At 29.2% G+C, this 18,847-nt stretch carries 18 protein-coding genes, 1 tRNA gene, 1 pseudogene, 1 riboswitch and 1 other annotated feature; of the genes and pseudogenes, 6 read left to right on the top strand and 14 right to left on the bottom strand.

The genetic code is table 11. From position 1 onward, the window contains the following. Positions 1-349: 349 nt before the first annotated feature. The 10 genes from OCV55_RS04865 to OCV55_RS04820 form a co-directional block, all read right to left on the bottom strand. Positions 350-577, bottom strand: a complete 228-nt coding sequence (locus tag OCV55_RS04865; RefSeq protein WP_009300536.1) for a hypothetical protein — start codon at positions 575-577, stop codon at positions 350-352. After that, positions 574-1,083, bottom strand: a complete 510-nt coding sequence (locus OCV55_RS04860; RefSeq protein WP_267309818.1) for a transposase — start codon at positions 1,081-1,083, stop codon at positions 574-576. Before OCV55_RS04860 ends, OCV55_RS04865 begins: the two co-directional genes overlap by 4 nt. Positions 1,084-1,237: 154 nt before the next feature. Further along, positions 1,238-1,861, bottom strand: coding sequence for a DUF3267 domain-containing protein (locus OCV55_RS04855; protein WP_147579969.1), 624 nt, complete (start codon positions 1,859-1,861; stop codon positions 1,238-1,240). A gap of 67 nt (positions 1,862-1,928) precedes the next feature. Then, positions 1,929-2,132, bottom strand: a complete 204-nt coding sequence (locus OCV55_RS04850) for a hypothetical protein (protein ID WP_147579968.1) — start codon at positions 2,130-2,132, stop codon at positions 1,929-1,931. A gap of 313 nt (positions 2,133-2,445) precedes the next feature. Continuing rightward, on the bottom strand, positions 2,446-3,576 hold the full coding sequence (locus tag OCV55_RS04845; protein WP_147579967.1) for an immunoglobulin-like domain-containing protein: 1,131 nt from the start codon (positions 3,574-3,576) through the stop codon (positions 2,446-2,448). Then, positions 3,577-4,362 (bottom strand): hypothetical protein, encoded by a 786-nt coding sequence (locus OCV55_RS04840; protein ID WP_147579966.1) that lies wholly within the window; start codon positions 4,360-4,362, stop codon positions 3,577-3,579. It lies immediately after the preceding gene. A gap of 88 nt (positions 4,363-4,450) precedes the next feature. Beyond that, complete coding sequence (locus tag OCV55_RS04835) at positions 4,451-4,828, bottom strand: ParB N-terminal domain-containing protein (RefSeq protein ID WP_147579965.1); 378 nt, start codon at positions 4,826-4,828, stop codon at positions 4,451-4,453. Positions 4,829-5,106: 278 nt separating this feature from the next. Further along, positions 5,107-7,503, bottom strand: coding sequence for a leucine--tRNA ligase (leuS, locus tag OCV55_RS04830; RefSeq protein ID WP_032091412.1), 2,397 nt, complete (start codon positions 7,501-7,503; stop codon positions 5,107-5,109). Between the two features lie 35 nt (positions 7,504-7,538). After that, positions 7,539-7,746: a binding site (T-box leader), on the bottom strand. 45 nt (positions 7,747-7,791) lie between these two features. After that, on the bottom strand, positions 7,792-9,615 hold the full coding sequence (locus OCV55_RS04825; RefSeq protein WP_147579964.1) for an ABC transporter ATP-binding protein/permease: 1,824 nt from the start codon (positions 9,613-9,615) through the stop codon (positions 7,792-7,794). A 1-nt stretch (position 9,616) separates the two neighbouring features. Further along, positions 9,617-11,362 (bottom strand): ABC transporter ATP-binding protein/permease, encoded by a 1,746-nt coding sequence (locus tag OCV55_RS04820; RefSeq protein ID WP_147579963.1) that lies wholly within the window; start codon positions 11,360-11,362, stop codon positions 9,617-9,619. A 38-nt stretch (positions 11,363-11,400) separates the two neighbouring features. On the opposite strand from OCV55_RS04820, the gene OCV55_RS04815 reads away from it, so the two are divergent. Further along, a complete protein-coding gene (locus OCV55_RS04815) occupies positions 11,401-12,339 on the top strand; it encodes a TIGR01212 family radical SAM protein (RefSeq protein ID WP_107030648.1) in 939 nt (312 codons plus the stop codon). A 133-nt stretch (positions 12,340-12,472) separates the two neighbouring features. On the opposite strand, the gene hpf is transcribed toward OCV55_RS04815, so the two are convergent. From hpf to OCV55_RS04800, 3 genes are all read right to left on the bottom strand, one after another. After that, positions 12,473-13,003, bottom strand: a complete 531-nt coding sequence (hpf, locus tag OCV55_RS04810) for a ribosome hibernation-promoting factor, HPF/YfiA family (RefSeq protein WP_147579962.1) — start codon at positions 13,001-13,003, stop codon at positions 12,473-12,475. Between the two features lie 126 nt (positions 13,004-13,129). Then, the gene (metK, locus tag OCV55_RS04805; RefSeq protein ID WP_147579961.1) at positions 13,130-14,272 is read right to left on the bottom strand and encodes a methionine adenosyltransferase; all 1,143 of its coding nucleotides are present in this window, start codon (positions 14,270-14,272) and stop codon (positions 13,130-13,132) included. A 62-nt stretch (positions 14,273-14,334) separates the two neighbouring features. Then, positions 14,335-14,434, bottom strand: a riboswitch (SAM riboswitch). A gap of 228 nt (positions 14,435-14,662) precedes the next feature. Next, a complete protein-coding gene (locus OCV55_RS04800) occupies positions 14,663-14,902 on the bottom strand; it encodes a NifU family protein (RefSeq protein ID WP_032091417.1) in 240 nt (79 codons plus the stop codon). A gap of 129 nt (positions 14,903-15,031) precedes the next feature. Between OCV55_RS04800 and OCV55_RS04795 the strand changes: the two genes are divergently transcribed. The 5 genes and pseudogenes from OCV55_RS04795 to OCV55_RS14085 form a co-directional block, all read left to right on the top strand. Next, positions 15,032-15,409, top strand: coding sequence for a S1 RNA-binding domain-containing protein (locus OCV55_RS04795; RefSeq protein WP_022001228.1), 378 nt, complete (start codon positions 15,032-15,034; stop codon positions 15,407-15,409). Then, positions 15,410-16,690, top strand: a complete 1,281-nt coding sequence (locus OCV55_RS04790; protein ID WP_022001227.1) for a glucose-6-phosphate isomerase — start codon at positions 15,410-15,412, stop codon at positions 16,688-16,690. 62 nt (positions 16,691-16,752) lie between these two features. Next, positions 16,753-17,388: a sporulation protein YunB gene (locus OCV55_RS04785; RefSeq protein ID WP_032091418.1), complete on the top strand. Its 636-nt coding sequence runs from the start codon at positions 16,753-16,755 to the stop codon at positions 17,386-17,388. Beyond that, on the top strand, positions 17,373-18,200 hold the full coding sequence (locus OCV55_RS04780) for a hypothetical protein (RefSeq protein ID WP_147579960.1): 828 nt from the start codon (positions 17,373-17,375) through the stop codon (positions 18,198-18,200). Before OCV55_RS04785 ends, OCV55_RS04780 begins: the two co-directional genes overlap by 16 nt. A gap of 278 nt (positions 18,201-18,478) precedes the next feature. Further along, positions 18,479-18,778 (top strand): annotated as a pseudogene (locus OCV55_RS14085) (transposase zinc-binding domain-containing protein); the annotation flags it as partial. Here OCV55_RS14085 and OCV55_RS04775 read toward each other — a convergent pair. Beyond that, positions 18,767-18,840, bottom strand: a tRNA-Gly gene (locus tag OCV55_RS04775). The pseudogene OCV55_RS14085 and the gene OCV55_RS04775 overlap by 12 nt on opposite strands. Between the last annotated feature and the right edge of the window lie 7 nt (positions 18,841-18,847).

Here is an 18,847-nt window from a genome sequence, read left to right as displayed (position 1 = left end):
CGCTCTAAATTATTAGGGGGTGATATTGATGTGGAATCAGTATTCCCTCTAAAATATTCAGTGCTTTTTTAAGAGGAAAATTAGGATGATGTCTGGTCCTGGTTTTCCTCCTTTTATTTCTTTTCTACCTTTATTTTATTTTTTGTAGGCTCCTCTAGGATTTCCTATACGTTTTATTCTGTCTGTATGTTCATTCATTGTGTAAGTTTCATATTTGTTTTGAGAATATAGGATTCTGTTTCTTGCACGTTGAAAATTGGACATACCATCAAGTATCGATGCGAGCAATGGACGGTGAAGCAAAACTTTTAAATACAAGTTCTTTTAGTGATATTACAAGAAACTCCATTTATAACTCTTCAACCAATCCTTGAATTATAAATCCATTCCAGTCTTCTTTTATATATTGATTTCCTCTTCGTTTGACTACTTCGCCAAGCTTTTCACTTTCCTGAAGTCTTTCATTTAATTCTTTAAGATTTCGCATATAGATCAGTCTGCTTTTTATTTTACTTTCCATTTCTTCATTAAATACATTTCTTAATTCTTTTAGTTCTTTAATTCCATACTGTTTCAAATTTCCCTATGTCTGACAGTATTTTTTCTCCATATGAATGTGTTCTTGTTGGCATTGGCTTCATACTTAGTACCGTCAATGCATAATACATCTGTATCGATAGGAAGCTCATCATCCATGATTCTGTTCATTTCATAGAAAATTTCTTCAACAGACATAATGAGATCATCATGGATGAATCTCTGAAATGCCTGATGAGAAGGCTTCTGATTCTGTGCGATGAACATATATCTGATGTCAGTTCTGCATAGTTCTGCAAGCTTTCTTGTAGATGCATAACCATTATCCGAAAAAGCAAGCAGAAGCAGTCTGAGCATCATGAGACCATCATACCCGTGAGAATTTCTATGAGTGAAGGCAACAAACTTGTTTATATCTATCCTTTCCGTAACTTCAATCACAGTTCTTGAAATATCATCAGCAGTTACATCTTTTTCAAAAGAAATATTAAAATCTAGTAGCGCATATGTCTGATATGCCGTATAATCTTGTTGGTATGTTTTCATGGTAGAATTAATGTACCATAAAAGGCGGACTTCGGTCCGCCTTTTACTGTTTATGAAACTATAATGAGTTATTTACCCGTTACAGCCTCAATACAATAAATAAGAAGATAATAAAAATCGTATTGCAAGAAAGTTACTAGATATGGAATTTTATTCAAGTAGTATTACTTGAATAAAATTCATTTTTAAAAATTATTATATTATCTTCTTTTTTTGTGCATAAAACAGTATCAAAAAATAATGAATAATCAGATGCTCCACAAGTAAATAATATCGTTAAAAGACTACCTATAATTCTTGATATAAATGGTGAAATAAATACGATACCACAATACCAAAGAAATAATGGTATTAATGCTAATATGATATTTGGAAATAGAAGCATTAATAAAAATCTATTTCTTTTTAATGGGCAATTCGAATATATTTGAAAAGAAAATAAAAATAGTGAATTTCTATTAATTTCATACCATAACTCTTTTTTTGCTTTTTTTGGCAACCAAATTGCATGCAATATTTCGTGTACTAAAAATATAGGAATCAAAAATATAATACCTATTATAATGCATAATATTAGTTCTATTATAGAATGGTTTTTAATTGGGTGGGTAAAAAAATTATAAAATGTAAATGAAATTATAGTTGCTATTAGAATAAAAGAAAAAAATTTCCCATTGATCCAAAAAGAATTATTTGTTATTTTTTTTGAATTTTTGGGTAAAACGTCATTTTTGAATTCTTGATTTTTTTTATTACCCATAAAAGATATATGCCACATAGAAGTCTCCCTTCTATTTATAAAAAATCAAATCACATGTTTTATTGTTTATTACATATCTAACTTATCATGGCCAACTGCAAGCTTCACCAACTGAGAATGTACTTGTAATTGAAATCGTAATAACTGTAAGAGTAATTAAGCTAGTCTTTATTGAATATGGGGAAACATTTCCACCATTATCATCCCCACCAACTATAGATATTTCTTTTAGTTCTTCTAAATCAATTTTTCTAGCAGTTTCTTTAGTGTTATTCAGATAAGATATCATTTAAATGTAATATCATAAAAACTATATTACTTTTTTCAATTAATTAAATGCTATTTCCTTACCTATATAATACTACTATTAATTTGTCATAACAATACTTTTCTGTTGATTTAATCAATATAATTTATGATTTGTGATAAGATAATTAAAAAATAAATTATATAAATATAATAACATTTTTTATAAAATATGTTTAATCAAATGAGTACTATCATGCATTTTTTCATACATTTTTAATTTAAATATACCAATTACATATTATGAAAGATAAGGCATACTATTAAGATTAAATAATCAAAAAATCATTAAAATTTTACTTAAATAAGACAGTATATCCAACAATTCCACCATTTTCCTGATACGGTTCTATATAACCATTTATATTAATATTGCTACTATTCAATACTTGATTCATATAATTGCTTGCCGCTTGATTACAGGCTGATAAATCATAGTTGTAATCTTTTATATAAAATATCTTCGGTTCAACATTTATTGTCTTAGGTGTTTCTACTTTGTTTGATTTATCCCTCTGTTCCTGATTCTTTTTAACCGTTGAATCTTCTTTATTTCTAACAGCAGTATTATCTTCGGTTTGAGGTACTGTTCTAATGTGAACTATTAAAGTAGATATGGCAACATTGCCGTGTTGATCTTTTAATTGATATTCGACTTCATAATCACCATCTTTATTTGTATCAACAGTATTTTTAATTACAACATTATCAGCTGATAACTGATCATAATTATCCTCTACTTTTTTAATATAATCTTTTGGTGTAAACTGTTCCCCACTATCAAGAGTAATTTCACTTTGTGTCAATTCAATTATTGGTTTTGCTGTATCAACAACGCTAACTATCAATGTTTTTTCTTTTGTTTTAACACCATTCGTAACAGAATAAACAAATTTATAATCCTTTATCTTATTTAGCTTTTGATTCAAAGGTATTGTTAATTGCTGAGATTTATCATAATACTTTACATAATCCATGAAATGAATATCTTCGCCATATTCAACAGTTACTCTATCTGTTGTTAATTCTAACGGTACTGGTTCAATGTACTTATCAACTGTGTCTTTGTTCATTAAATAAACAATACATGTAATAGAAGAACATACTATTGTGAAAATGATTAAAGAAATTCTTTTAGTACGTTTCTTTTTAACTTCTTCTTTTGCATCTTCAAAAACACTTTGCTGATCCATCAGACTATATCGAATCTTCTCCATAGATTCAGCATTGATTTCAGGATCACATAAAGTATCAGGATTCAGTCCATATTCCATTGCTAATGAAATTTCTCGCATCTGTTCCCAGTTGAATCTTGGATCTTTCATTTTAGAAATATCAAGTCCTTTTTCATCAGCCAAACGAAGCTGTGTCTTCTGTCTTGCATCATAGGCATATGTTTCAAATAATTCATCTAATTTTTTTGACATCTAAACCATCTTTTCTTCAACTACTCGATTACTCGTTTTTGCAATCAATTTTAGGTATTCCATATCATCCAAATGTAAAATATAGTCAAGAACATCTTCCTCATCAACTTTTGTTTTTGCAATCAGTTCCTGCTGCAATACCTTATCTTCTGATTTTAATATCTCATAAAGTTCATTTACTTTTTTCATTATTTCAGCGTTATCATTTGACTTTTTAACAAGTTCAATATTGCTTAGCTTTATCAAATTATTATCAAAATATTCAATTGCATTTGTATGATCAAACAAACAGGCAATAAATGTAGAATTTCTAATAAAAGATACATTGCTAAACTTTGATCCAGCAAAGGATACATGTATAAAATTTCCTTTAAGAGAAACTTTTTCAAAGATACAGTCATCAAACGATGTTTTGTCAACATCATCAAAATGAAGATCATTGTTTAAAAAAGTACACTCTTTAAAGTCTGTTGTAGCATTCAATTTTACATTATCACTTACAGAACAATCTACAAAATGGCATTTATAAAAAAGCTTATTATTTAAAAAAGCTTGTGACAATTCCTGACTGCTATAGATTTCATTTTTTATAATTTGTCTTTCATTTTCTTCTTTCATTTCCTGATCATCTTCCTTTTTTTCTTCCAACACGGCAACATTGCCATGTTGAACTTCAAGCATTTCTTCTTGAATTAAAATATCTTCAAATCTGTTTTGTTTTTCTACCAGCTCATTTAAATTAACTTTGCTACCAATTACTGAGACACCCTGCATATTATTTTCCATAAAATCAACTGTCTCAATTCCTTTACAGTTAATAAAATAACTGTTTGCCAGTATTGAATTTACAATTATTGAATTATTAAACCTGCAGTTATAAAAGACTACATTTGGAAATTTTAACATTGTCAAATATACAGTTATGAAAGACTATTCTTTCTTTAATATCTAAACTCGACAGACTTGTTGCTTCAATCTTACAGTTTCTTAAAAACAGTTCTTTCTTTTTTCCAAGCATTGTATATTTGATGAGTTTATTTTCAAAACATGTATTCTGATAAATATATTTTTCATTAATTTTTTCTAGATCCTTTCCAACCTTTCTTACAATGATTGGACTAATGACACCCTCTTCTTTAATACTGTTCACCAGATTTGCCATGTCTTCATCTTCCTTTACCTTATAAGGATGATATCGAAACGGTCTTAATTTTGACCTTGTTAATATTTTAATACTTTTATCGTTATCCATAATTACCTCCTTTTTTTACATAAAGAAAACTGCTTAAAAAGCCAAGCATTCAGAGGCGTTTTTTATATAGGTTGCAAACCTACAAAATGGATTCACAACAATGTTGCACAAATGTCGTAATACCAATTGGTACAAAATGACCCCTTTACTGTACCAATTTTGTACCAATCGTCCCTAAAAATAGAAATATGTGCAAATAAAAAAGTAGAGACACTTTTTCAAAAAACTTGATTTTCAAGGTTTTTGAGACGTATCTCTACTTAAACATTTGTAATATTTTATTTAACGACAATGTTTACAATTTTATTTTTAACCACAATTACTTTAACGATATTTTTACCGTCAGTATGTGCTTTAACGTTTTCTTGTTGGAATGCTAATTCTTTAACAGCTTCATCATCTGCATCTTTAGCAACTTCAATTTTAGCTCTTAATTTACCATTAACTTGGATACCCATTTGAACAGTATCACTAACTAACATTTTTTCATCATATGTTGGCCATGGTTCATAAGCAATTGAATCATTGTGTCCTAATTGTTGCCACATTTCTTCACAGATATGAGGTGCAATACATGAAAGCATTTTAATAAAGTTTTCAGCATATTCTTTATAAACATGTTCAGCTTTATAACATTCATTAATGAAAATCATCATTTGTGAAATAGCTGTATTGAAACCTAATTTTTCAAAATCATCAGTAACTTTTTTAACTGTTTGATGATATACACGATCTAAACTATGATCATTTTCATCAGATAATTTACCAGTTTCAATCATTAAACGATAAACACGGTCTAACCATTTACGAGAACCATCTAATCCATTTGTTGACCAAGGAAGTGATGCTTCAAGTGGTCCCATGAACATTTCGTATAAACGAAGTGAATCTGCACCATGACTAGCAACGATATCATCAGGGTTAACAACATTACCTCTTGATTTAGACATTTTTTCGTTGTTATCTCCTAAAATCATACCTTGGTGTACTAAACGTTGCCATGGTTCTTTACATTTAACAACACCACAATCATAAAGAACTTTATGCCAGAAACGAGAATATAATAAGTGTAATACCGCATGCTCTGCTCCACCTACATATAAATCAACTGGTAACCATTTATCTAATAATTTTGGATCACAAATTTGTTCACTATTATGTGGATCAATATAACGAATATAATACCAACATGATCCAGCCCATTGAGGCATTGTATTTGTTTCACGACGCCCTTTTTGTCCATCGATTTCTACTTCTAACCAATCTTCACAGTTAGCAAGTGGTGATTCACCACTATCATGAGGTTGGAAATTTTTAGTTGCTGGTAATTCTAGTGGAAGTTCTTCTACAGGAACTGTACGCATTGTACCATCTTCCATATGAACGATAGGAATTGGTTCACCCCAATAACGTTGTCTTGAAAATAACCAATCTCTTAATTTATAAGATACTTTCTTTTGTCCACAATGATGTTCTTGTAACCAATCTACCATTTTATCAATAGCTTCTTGTTTTCCAAGGCCATTTAACCATTCAGAATTGATATGAACACCATCTTCTGTATAAGCTTCTTCTTCGATATTTCCACCTTCTAATACTGGAATGATTTCAATACCAAATTTTTTAGCAAATTCATAGTCACGATCATCATGTGCTGGAACGGCCATGATAGCTCCTGTACCATAACTTGCAAGTACATAATCAGAAATCCAAATTGGAATTTTTTTACCATTTACAGGATTGATAGCATAAGCTCCAGTAAAGACACCTGTTTTATCTTTATTAAGTTCTGTTCTTTCTAAGTCAGATTTACTTGCACAGCTTTCTTTATAAGCTTCAACATCTGCTTTTTGAGCATCTGTTGTAATTTCTTCAACATATGGATGTTCTGGTGCCATAACACAGTATGTTGCTCCAAATAATGTATCACAGCGTGTTGTAAAAACAGTAAACACTTTATTTGTTCCATCAATTTTAAAATCAACATTTGCACCAATAGATTTTCCAATCCAATTACGTTGCATTTGTTTTGTTGCTTCTGGCCAATCTAAGTCATCTAAATCAGCTAGTAATCTTTCAGCATATTCAGTAATTTTTAAAACCCATTGACGCATTGGTTTACGGATAACAGGATATCCACCACGTTCACTTTTACCATCAATAACTTCTTCATTAGCAAGAACAGCTTTTAATTCTGGACACCAGTTAACTGGAATTTCATCAATATAAGCTAATCCTTGATCATATAATTTTGTAAAGATCCATTGTGTCCATTTATAATACTCTGGATCACTTGTTGCAATTTCACGATCCCAATCATAAGAAAATCCTAATGATTTAATTTGTTTTCTAAAAACATCAATATTCTTTTTAGTAAATTCAGCAGGATGATGACCTGTTTGAATCGCGAATTGTTCAGCAGGTAGTCCAAATGAATCAAATCCCATTGGATGTAATACATTATATCCTTGCATTCTTTTCATTCTTGATACGATATCTGTTGCAGTATATCCTTCAGGATGTCCTACATGTAAACCATTTCCAGATGGATATGGGAACATATCCATACAATAATATTTAGGTTTTGAATCATCATAACAATCTGTTTTAAATGTTTTGTTTTCGTCCCAATATTTTTGCCATTTTGGCTCTATTTTTGTGTGATCGAACGGCATAATTTTTCCTCCTTGAATATAAAAAAGCGTCCTTATCTAAGGACGCCAATTTTAACGCGATACCACCTTAGTTCTAGAATAAAATTCTAGCACCTCAAAACTTTAACGCAGTTCTACGATATTTTTTACTTTATTCAAAAATACATCTCCTAGGCGAGTTCACAAATATTATAATCAGTTTTCACCAACCACTGACTCTCTAAATATAGGGGATTTGCTAGTACTCCTATTCATTGATTTTGCTTTTCTATTATACCACATCACATACTTTATGCAATAAAAAACTTCCTAACTCTTTAAAGCTTCTATAATTTCTATCTGTTTTACTTTTTTAATTGGGATCAAACAACATAATAATGTTAAAATAAGTACTCCTATAAAAACACCTAAAAGCACATTATTTTGTATAACAAAAAATTCATCCATCAAATCTGAAATACTTTTTTGAATCAACTGATTAGCAAAAATAAATAACTCTTTTAAAACAATCATTGCTTCTATAAATGCTGTGCAGGAAATACCTAGACCTTGACACAAAACAAGAGTTATCATCTGCCATAATGAAGTCCCCAATGTTTGTAAAATAGCAAAATATTTTTTTCTTTTAATGACCATCAAATATAAAACAACACCTAATAAAAAGCAGGCTGTTACAACTGATAAAGAACTAAAACAATAAAGGATCCATTCAATTTGTTGAAATTTTTCATCGATGCTTGAAGATAATGAACTATTTGCAAGTTTAAATTGATATAAAGGATATTTATTTTTTAAATCTTTTAAAATATTTTTATCTTTTACTTGCAAAAAAGCAGTTTGCCCTACTTCTATTTGATAAAGTTCTTTTAACATTTGACTCATTGCATATTCATTAAAATAAACGGTCTCCATTAAAGTCTTTTTATTTTCAATCCCTACAATTTTAACTTTATAAAAACAAATTCTATTTTGATATTCAAAAAACAAATATACATCTTTATTTATTAAATTCTTCTGATGCGATAAATATAAAAGTTGTTCATAAGTAGATTTAGATAAAATGATTTCTTGAGCATTTTTTATCTTTCTTCCTTGAATTTTCTTTTGTGGTTGCTGAATATAATCAGAAATATAAAGTGTTTTTTTCGTTTGATATTTTTTAGAAAAAGAGATTCCTAAAAAATCCACCTGATCATTTTGTAAAAAACGGTATTGAATTGCTGGATGTTGAATTTGTTTCAAATCATCCATCTTGATCATTTGATTATTTTTCTTTTTTAACATAATGGTTGTTGAAGGAATAATTTGTTCTAATTGCCGATGAATTTGTTTTTGTGTTGATTGAGTCAATGAGAGGGTCAATAAAATACTTAAAAGTGCTAAAAATAAAACTTGTACAACAATAAAAGAACTCTTCCACGTCATTTTCAATTCTTTCAATATAAATTGTAAAAAAGATCTTTTACTTGTTTTTTCTTCTTGTTTTTTTCTTTGAGTTATTGGATTTTGATGAATTAATTTTAATTGATAATCTTCTATTTTATAGAGATAATCATGGTATTTTTTAGCAAGTATTTCATCATGACTAATAACAATCACTAATTTTTCTTTAGACAGTTGTTTTAATATTTTAAAAATTTCTTCACTATTTTTTGCATCTAAAGCACCTGTTGGTTCATCACATAAAATAATGGGATGCTTAGCAATAAATCCTCGATAAATAGCAACTCGTTGTTTTTGACCTCCAGATAAAATTGCTGTTTTATAACGTTGTAAGTCTTTTATTTTTAAACGTTCTAAATAATATTCTTTTTTAGAAATCATTATTCTTTTAAAATACGAAATGAGATTTACATTTTCTTTAACATTCATTTCTTCTATTAAATAAAACTGTTGAAAAATAAAACCAATGTATTTTCTAATATAATGTGGTATTTGTCGAATATCTTGCCCATCAATTTCAATCACACCTTGAAACTCATTATCCAAACCTCCTAAAATATTTAAAAGTGTCGATTTACCACTACCGCTTTTGCCAACAATGACATACATCCCTGTTTCTTGAAATGTCATAGACATCTCCTTGAATAAAGGTCGATCAAAAGACTTCGTTACATTCTTAATTTCTAACATCCTATTCCTCCCTTAAACACTCATACATTTTTATTTTTTTCATCTTTAAAACTATAAATAGACTTAACAAAATTCCTTGCACGATATATCCCAAAAGATAAAAGAGATATAACGTAAATGGCCATTGAAACTCTCTTGGTAAAACAAACAAATGACTTATGCCCCAGATCTTTTTAGAAATATCAAACAATGAAATGATTTTTAAAACTCCACTAGAAACCAAACAAGAAACTATTCCAATTGAAATCATCATTAAGCTTATTTTTTTTAAAATAAAAAATGCTAAATGATTATTTTGATAACCATTAGCAAGCATGATGGCAAATATTTTTTGATTTTCATAAAACATCGATAAAACCATATATCCCATTAAAACGATTGCAATCATAAAACTTAAAAAAATAAAAACAAGACTAACCTTTTTAAAAAGATCAATAACTTTAAAATAACTTTCATATTCTTCATAAACAGGTGCTATACCTTGATATTGAACTGATAAATGCGTTAAATAATCTTTCATATATTTATGATTTTTAACATAGACAATACACGTTGAAACATCAATGCATTGAAGGGCTATTTCATTGGATAATGAATGATAATAAAGAACAGGTTCTTGATAATCATCTTGAATTACTCCTTTGATTTTTAATGTATATTGATGATGATTAAGTTTATAAATAAGTTTATTTTGTTTTATTTTGGTAATTAAAGCATGATTGACATAAACTTCATTTTGCTTTGTTTTTTTGTTAATTGAAAAAGATTGAAAGTTTTTAAGACCTTCAATCTTTCCTATATCTAAATGATATTGATATTTTCCTTTCAGTTTTGTTATTTCTTTTTCTTTAAAGGGTTCTTGATTTTTCTTTTGAATCATAACTAAATTATTATTTATTGCTTGATTATATTGTTTTTGATAATAACCATTAAATCCTTCTAAACCAGTAATAATGAGCGTCATTGCTAGTACCATATAAATTTGTGAAACAAACATCATCATCCATTTCTTTTTATCTTTTAAAATCATTTGGATCATTTCTTTAAACAATGATCCACATTTTGTTTTTCTTATTTCATAACGTGAATATAATTGATGGTTCCAATCATAATGATGTTTTAAACATTCAAAATTCAAATGATAAGGTGTATATTTTGAAATTTTTTGATCATGAGAAACAATAAGAATAAGGCGTCTTTGACTCGCTTTTTTAAAAAAACGATAAACTTTTTGACGATTTATTTCATCTAAAGCTCCTGTCGGTTCATCACATAAAATAATAGGACTTGAACATAATAAAGCACGAATAAGGGACACGCGTTGTTTTTGCCCACCTGATAAATTCTTTACCTTTTGATTTACTAGTTCATTTAATTCAAAGATTTCTAATAATTCTTGTAACTGTTTTTCTACAACCTTTATTCCTTTTAAGTGACAATAAAATAAACAGTTATCTTTAACACTCAAATAATCAATTAACTGATAATTTTGATAAACAAAACTAATAACAAGTTGTCGATAATCTTTAATATCTTCTATTTTTACTTGATTAAAAAGAATCTTTCCCTCATAGTCTTGATCCAATCCTGCTATTAATTGTAAAAGTGTTGATTTTCCACATCCACTTTCTCCTGTAATAGCAATCAAACCATAATCAGGAAAATGAACATTCAAATTTTCAAAAATAACTCTTTCTCCTTCAATTGTTTTAAATTTTTTTGTGACATTCTTTAACTCTAATCCCATTTTCTTACTCCTTATGTTATAATTGCTTCGGTGATAAAATGAATCAATTTAAATACTCTTTAGATAACAAACGTTATCATACTTATAACTATTATTTAAAAAACAAATACCATCAAAAAGTCGCTAAAGTTGCACTAAATGCTGATTTTACCTGTCCTAATCGTGATGGAACAAAAGGCTATGGTGGTTGTATTTTCTGTAGTTCATCAGGATCTGGAGATTATGCTGGAAATGTTCATGATCATTTAGAAAAACAATTTCAAACAATCTCTCAAGTCATGAAAAGAAAATGGCCTGAATGTGCTTATATTGCTTATTTTCAAGCCAATACAAATACCTATGGTCCATTAGATAAAATAAAAAAAATGATTGCCCCTTTTTTAAACAAAGAAGATGTTAAGGGAATTGCCCTTGCTACAAGACCTGATTGTTTAAATGAAGAAATCGTTCAATATTTAAGTACCATCAATAAACAAAAAGATGTCTATATTGAACTAGGTTTACAAACAATCCATGAACAAACAAGTAAACTTATTAATCGTGGCCATACTTTTCAAGAATTCTTGGATGGTTTAGCATTATGTAGAAAATATAACCTTGAAGTATGTGTCCATATCATCAATGGTCTTCCTTTTGAAACAAAAGAAATGATGATTGAAACAGCTAAAACCTTAGGTCAATTAGATATTCAAGCACTTAAAATACATATGTTATTCGTTGTCAAAAACACAAAACTTCAACAAATGTATGAAAATCATGAATTTAACATGCTCTCTCGTCAAGAATATATTGATATCGTAGTAGAACAACTTCGTTACATTAAACCTGAAATCGTTATCGAAAGATTGACTGGTGATGGTAAAATCGATGATTTAATTGCTCCTTTATGGTCCATTAAAAAGGTAACTATTTTAAATGATATTGATAAAAAAATGAAAGAACTTGATGTTTATCAAGGTGATCTATATAAAAAATAGCCCAGTTTTTCTGGACTATTTTTTTACACTATTATTATACATCATTTCTTGAGCTATTTTGTCTCAAATTTGTTTCAAATTTGTCTCAAAAAACACTAACCTATTATAGTTGGTTAGTGTTTTTACATCATACCTATTCAGTTTCGATAAGCCCGTAATCTCCATCATTACGACGGTATACAATACTAATAGCATCTGTTTCAGTATCACGATATACGAAGAATGAATGTCCAATTAATTCCATTTGCATAATTGCTTCTTCCATATCCATTGGTTTTGGAGTAATTGTTTTTGTTTTTACTAATACGTCTTCTTCTTCCTCTTCTAAAGGTTCAATTGATGCTAAATTGAATGCAAGTTTATTATCTTTAGATTTTCTGTTTAATCTAGTTTTATACTTTCTAATTTGACCTTCTAATTTGTCGATAACTAAGTCAATTGCATTGTATAAATCTTGATCCACAACTTCTGCTCTTAAAAGTACATATTCAGTAGGAATTGTCACTTCAATTTTTTGTCCGTAAGGATAAGTTCTTACAAGTACTTTGGCTTCAACATTTTCACTTACAATGAAGTATTTGTCTAATTTTGATAATTTTTCACTGACTTTTTCTTCAATTGCTTCAGTAATTTCAATGTTCTTTCCTCTTAATGTAATTTTCATAATTAATTCCTCCTTTTTGATAACTATATTATACTATAAACTTTTCTAAATTCCTACTTTAATATGCTTTTTTATCCTGCTTAAAAAATACACATAATAAAAAAAGCTCAATTCATGAGCCTTTTTCTACATATATTTTTTTAAATTTTCTACCTTATCTAATTGTTCCCAAGGTAAATTTGCTTCAGGTCTACCAAAGTGTCCATAAGAAGCTGTCTTTTTATAAATTGGTGTTCTTAAATTTAAGGTATGAATAATTCCTGCTGGTGTTAAATCAAATTCTTGTTTAATTGCTTCAAGAATCACATCATGAGGTACTTTTTCAGTTCCTTTTGTATCAATATAAATAGATGTTGGTTCTTTTACACCAATTGCATAAGATAATTGGATTTCAAGTTCATCACACATATTGGCCGCAACAACGTTTTTAGCAATATAACGTGCCATATAAGCAGCAGAACGGTCTACTTTTGTTGGATCTTTTCCAGAGAAAGCTCCTCCTCCATGACGTGCATATCCACCATATGTATCAACAATGATCTTTCTTCCAGTAAGACCTGTATCTCCATGAGGACCACCAATAACAAAACGTCCTGTAGGATTGATTAAAACACGATAATCTGTATTCATATCATATTTTTTAACAACGGCATCCATAATGTTTTCTTTAACGAATTTTTTAAATTCTGCTTCATCAAAATCATCATCATGTTGAATGGACATTAAAATAGTATCAATTACTGGTTTTTCATCTGTATAATCAATTGTCACTTGTGCTTTCATATCAGGTCTAGCCCATTTAAAGGTTCCATCATGTCTTAAAGTTGAAGCGTAACGAACTAAATGATGCGCAATTGAAATAGCAAGGGGCATATACCCTTCTGTTTCTTTTGTCGCATAACCAAACATAATACCTTGATCTCCTGCTCCACCAACTTCTTCATTTGTTCCAAGAGCAATATCACTTGATTGACTATCCATGACAACTTCAATCTTACATGTTTTATAATCCATTCCTTTAGCTTCATCATCATAGCCGATTTCTTTTAAAACATTTCTTGCCACAGCTTCATAATCTACTTTCGCATTTGTAGTAATTTCTCCACCAATGACAACTAAGTTTGTTGTCGCAAAACATTCACAAGCAACACGTGAGTTAGGATCTTGTTTAAAACATTCATCTAAGATGGCATCACTGATTTGATCACATACTTTATCAGGATGTCCTTCTGCTACAGATTCTGACGTAAATAAAATTCTTTCTTTCATTTTCTTCCTCCTTAAATAACAAATAAAAAAGCTTCCTAAAGAGAAAGCCGTTAGGAAGCTTTCTCTTATTGTTCAAGAATAAACTTGCTCAGTAAAGGCACCTTCTAACATATAGGGTTGCCACCACTTCATCGATCTTCATCTCATGGTTCTTAATAAGAGTCCTTTTTATTTTATTGATATTCTTCTTTTTTTAATGATGTCATTTTCTCTATGAGATCATCTTCCAAACCAAGATCTTTCAAAATATGAGCAATTTTGATTTGTTGTTGTTTTCTTTCATTCACTTTCATCACCTAAAATAAGTTTGTGAAATCGAATAAAATTTATGATATCTCCAATGACTAAAACATAATATTACAAACTCTCTATAAATGCAAGAAATTTATACTATAATGCACTAGAAATATTTTGTACTTCTAAAACACCAGGAACTTCTTCCATTAAGATTTGTTCAACACCATCTTTTAAAGTGTCATCAATCATGGTACATCCAGCACATGCTCCAAGCATTCTTACATAAACAATACCATCTTTAAAATCTACGTATTCAATATCTCCACCATCTCTTTGTAAATAAGGTCTTAATTTATGAATGACATTTTTTATTTGTTCTTCAATATTTTCCATTTTTGCAAACTCCTTTTTTACTTATTAAGTATATCATATAAATCCTACCATATTTTATATTTTTTCCTTATTAAATACAACACATATGCTTAAATTGTGCTATAATAGTGCCGCAAGGAGTGAAATCAAATGACAAAACTCATCAAACGAGGGGATATCATTGATGTTAAAATAACCGGTATTCAACCTTATGGTGCTTTTGCTCTTTTACCTGATAATTCAACAGGATTGATTCATATCTCAGAAATATCAGATAAATTCGTTAAAAGTATTGCCAGTTATGTGCATATTAATGATATTGTGAAAGTAAAAGTCATTGATTTTGATCATTCTAGCAATCACGCCAAATTAAGCTTGAAAGCTGTTGACAATCGTTTTCGAAGAAAAGACAAGAAACTCGTCTATAAAAATCCACGAAAACCAATTGTAGAAACACCTAAAGGTTTTTTACCTTTAGCTCAAGCGATGGAAGAATGGTTAAAACAAGGTGTAATGGAGGAAAACTAAATGATCACATTAGATTTATCAAAAGCAAAATTAGCTGAAGATTTAGGATCATACAAAGAAAAAGTAGCAGAAATTCATGATATGATTCGAAACAAAACAGGTGCTGGTAACGATTTCCTTGGTTGGGTTGAATTACCAGAAAACTATGACAAAGAAGAAGTTCAATTAATGAAAGAAACTGCTGCTAAATTAAGAGAAAAAGTAGACGTATTATTAGTATGCGGTATCGGGGGATCTTATTTAGGAGCACGTGCTGCTATTGAAGCAATCAATGGTTTATATTCAGATGATAAAGTTGAAATCATCTATGTAGGAAATACTTTCTCTTCAAATTATATTCATCAAGTTGCTAAATATATTGAAGACAAAGATTTCGCTATCAATGTTATTTCTAAATCAGGAACAACAACTGAAACATCTATTTCTTTCAGAATCTTCAAAGAAATGTGTGAAAAGAAATATGGTAAAGAAGGAGCTCGTGAAAGAATCGTAGCAACTACTGATAGAGAAAAAGGTGCTCTTAAAAAATTAGCTACTGATGAAGGTTATGTAACATTCGTTGTACCTGATGATATCGGTGGACGTTATTCAGTATTAACTGCTGTAGGTTTATTCCCTATCGCTATGGCTGGTATCGACATTGATGAAATGTTAAAAGGTGCTAAAGATGCAATGGTTAAATATAACGATGCAAACATCGAAACAAATGATGCTTATCGTTATGGTGTAGCAAGACAATTATTAAATAAAGCTGGATATTCAGCAGAAATGTTTGTAACTTATGAATTACAATTAAATAACGTTGCTGAATGGTGGAAACAATTATATGGGGAATCAGAAGGTAAAGAAAATAAAGGTATCTTACCTCATAGCGCTGTATTCTCTACAGATTTACATTCATTAGGACAATTCATCCAAGAAGGTTCTAAAGTTTTATATGAAACAATCTTCGAAGTTAAAAATCCACAAAATGATATGATTATCCCAAGTGATCCAGATGATTTAGATGGTTTAAATTACTTAGCTGGAAAATCAGTTGATTATGTTAACAAAAGAGCTTGTGAAGGTACAATCGATGCTCATGTTAATACTGGTAATGTACCAAACATCATTATTTCATTAGATAAAATGGATGCTTATGGATTTGGTTACATGGTTTATTTCTTCGAAATGTCATGTGCAATGTCAGTTTACTTCTTAGGAGTAAACCCATTCAACCAACCTGGTGTTGAAGTTTATAAGAAAAATATGTTCAAATTATTAGGTAAACCTGGTTATTAAAATCAAAGAAAGTAGATTTGTTCTACTTTCTTTTTTTTTACATATTTTATAATGGTGATATGATGAAAAAAGGAAAATATATTTTAATTATGCTTTCACTTTTTATATGTGCTTATCTTTTTTCAAATCGTATGACCCCTAGAATTGAAAATATTGCCAGTAAAGAAATAAATCAATTTATTCAGATACTTATCAATCATACTTCATTTACTCAAAAAATAGATACACATAAACTCTATAAAAAAGAAAATAATTCCATCAGTTTTCAAATGAATTATATCAATGATATTGCCTCTAATTACATCCATAATCTTGAAGAAACTCTTTTAAAGCTTGAAGAAGGCTCTTACCAAGAAAACAATCATTCTCCATACAATAAAAAACTCTTAAAAATCAATCAACAAAAAGGTATTGTTGCACGTATACCTATCGGTTCTCTTACCAATAATATTTTCTTACAAGATCGAGGTCCATCTTTTTCCATTAAATATAAAACACTCTCTTTAACTTCTTCGAATATTGATAAAAAAATTAAAAATTATGGGATCAATCATCTTGCTATCTCTATTGATTTAAATGTTACAATTGTTTTACAAATTCTTGTTCCCTTATATCATGAACATTTTAAAGAAAATTATACGATTCCTCTTGTTTATGAAGTCATTGAAGGTGAGGTTCCCTCATGGTATCAAAATTAAGTATTTTAAAAACATATTATCGTCTTCCTTTAGAAGATCAATTTTCATTTACTTATGAAGATGAACATTATTATTTAACAAATAAACCTTTTCCTTTATATTATCAAAAATACATTTCTTTACTTCAAATCAATCCCTTTAAAATCATTAATAATATTTACCAACAAAAAAACTCTCAAGGATACATCCTTTATCAAGTACAAAGCATTCCTCTAGATATCCAAAAAATCATTTCCCTATCACTCATCCCTCAAGAAACAAAAACAATAAAAGAAATAAAAAAAGAATGGATTCAATATTATGAATCTATTCTTATCTATACACCTTTAAATTCCCTAGAATATCAGATCATCTATTATTCTCTATTTACTCTTTGTCAGCTTTCTATCGAACTTTTAAATCATTATTTCTTGTCCACAACAGCCATTAACCTCTCTTATCAACATAAAAATATTCATTCATATGAAGATGTTTATCTTATAGAGAATATAAACCTCAATTTATACATTCATGATATTGTCTATTTATATCTAAACAATACAATCACAATCAATCAATTAGGACAGATAATCAATGAATATAATCTCACTTCAAAAGATCTACAAATTCTTTTATGTTATGCGCTTTTCCCTCAAATGTGTCTTGTACATTTCCAAGAAGATTCTTTAACCAAAAAAAGGAGAAGATTAATAAAATATAATAAAAAATTGTATTATCTCATTCTTCTCCTTCAAAAATATATTCAAATCCCACCTCTTAAATGGATAAAAAAGGGACAAAATAAATTTTGTCCACATGGTAATAATCTTTGAAGATTATTACCTTTTTCTTTAAAATGTTAGTTGGTGATTTTATGATTGATGATACCAACTATGCTGACTGCCTTGCTTTATACAATTTTAATCGTGTCGATAAGATCAAAGGCAAGAAATCTTTTCCCTATATCTTTAATGACAATATCAACTATATCCGCTCTCTTTATAATAGAGGTAAGATCAGAAACATTACCTATGATACCATCTAGAAAACTATTCTTTGTGGTTTCATCTATCTTGGTTATGATCTTTTTGTCTGACCTCATTGCGGTAACGAATCTATCGTTCCTCACAAATGTCACTTTAAGCGCTGTACTTCTTGTGGTACCAAAGAGGCTAAATTGCGTGCTGCTCATATTTCCTCTATCGCCCTCGATGCCAAGCATCGTCATATCGTCTTTACCATTTCAAAACATCTAGGAGGTTATTTCATTAAAGACAAATCCCTTTTGAATCTTCTTTTTATTGCTGTCAGAAACACTCTTGCCTGTGTTTTTTCTGACGCATTCAAATTCTTAATAGATAAAAAACACACTTACATAGTAAGTGTGTTAGCTCCTTCATGGAGCGGGTGATGGGAATCGAACCCACGTAGTCAGCTTGGAAGGCTGAAGTTCTACCATTGAACTACACCCGCATTGAAT

This window comes from [Clostridium] ammoniilyticum (assembly GCF_025566905.1).
GTDB classification, from domain to species: domain Bacteria; phylum Bacillota_I; class Bacilli_A; order Erysipelotrichales; family Coprobacillaceae; genus Faecalibacillus; species Faecalibacillus intestinalis.
Note: the sequence above shows the minus strand (reverse complement) of the source record. Positions and strands in the feature narration are given on the sequence as shown.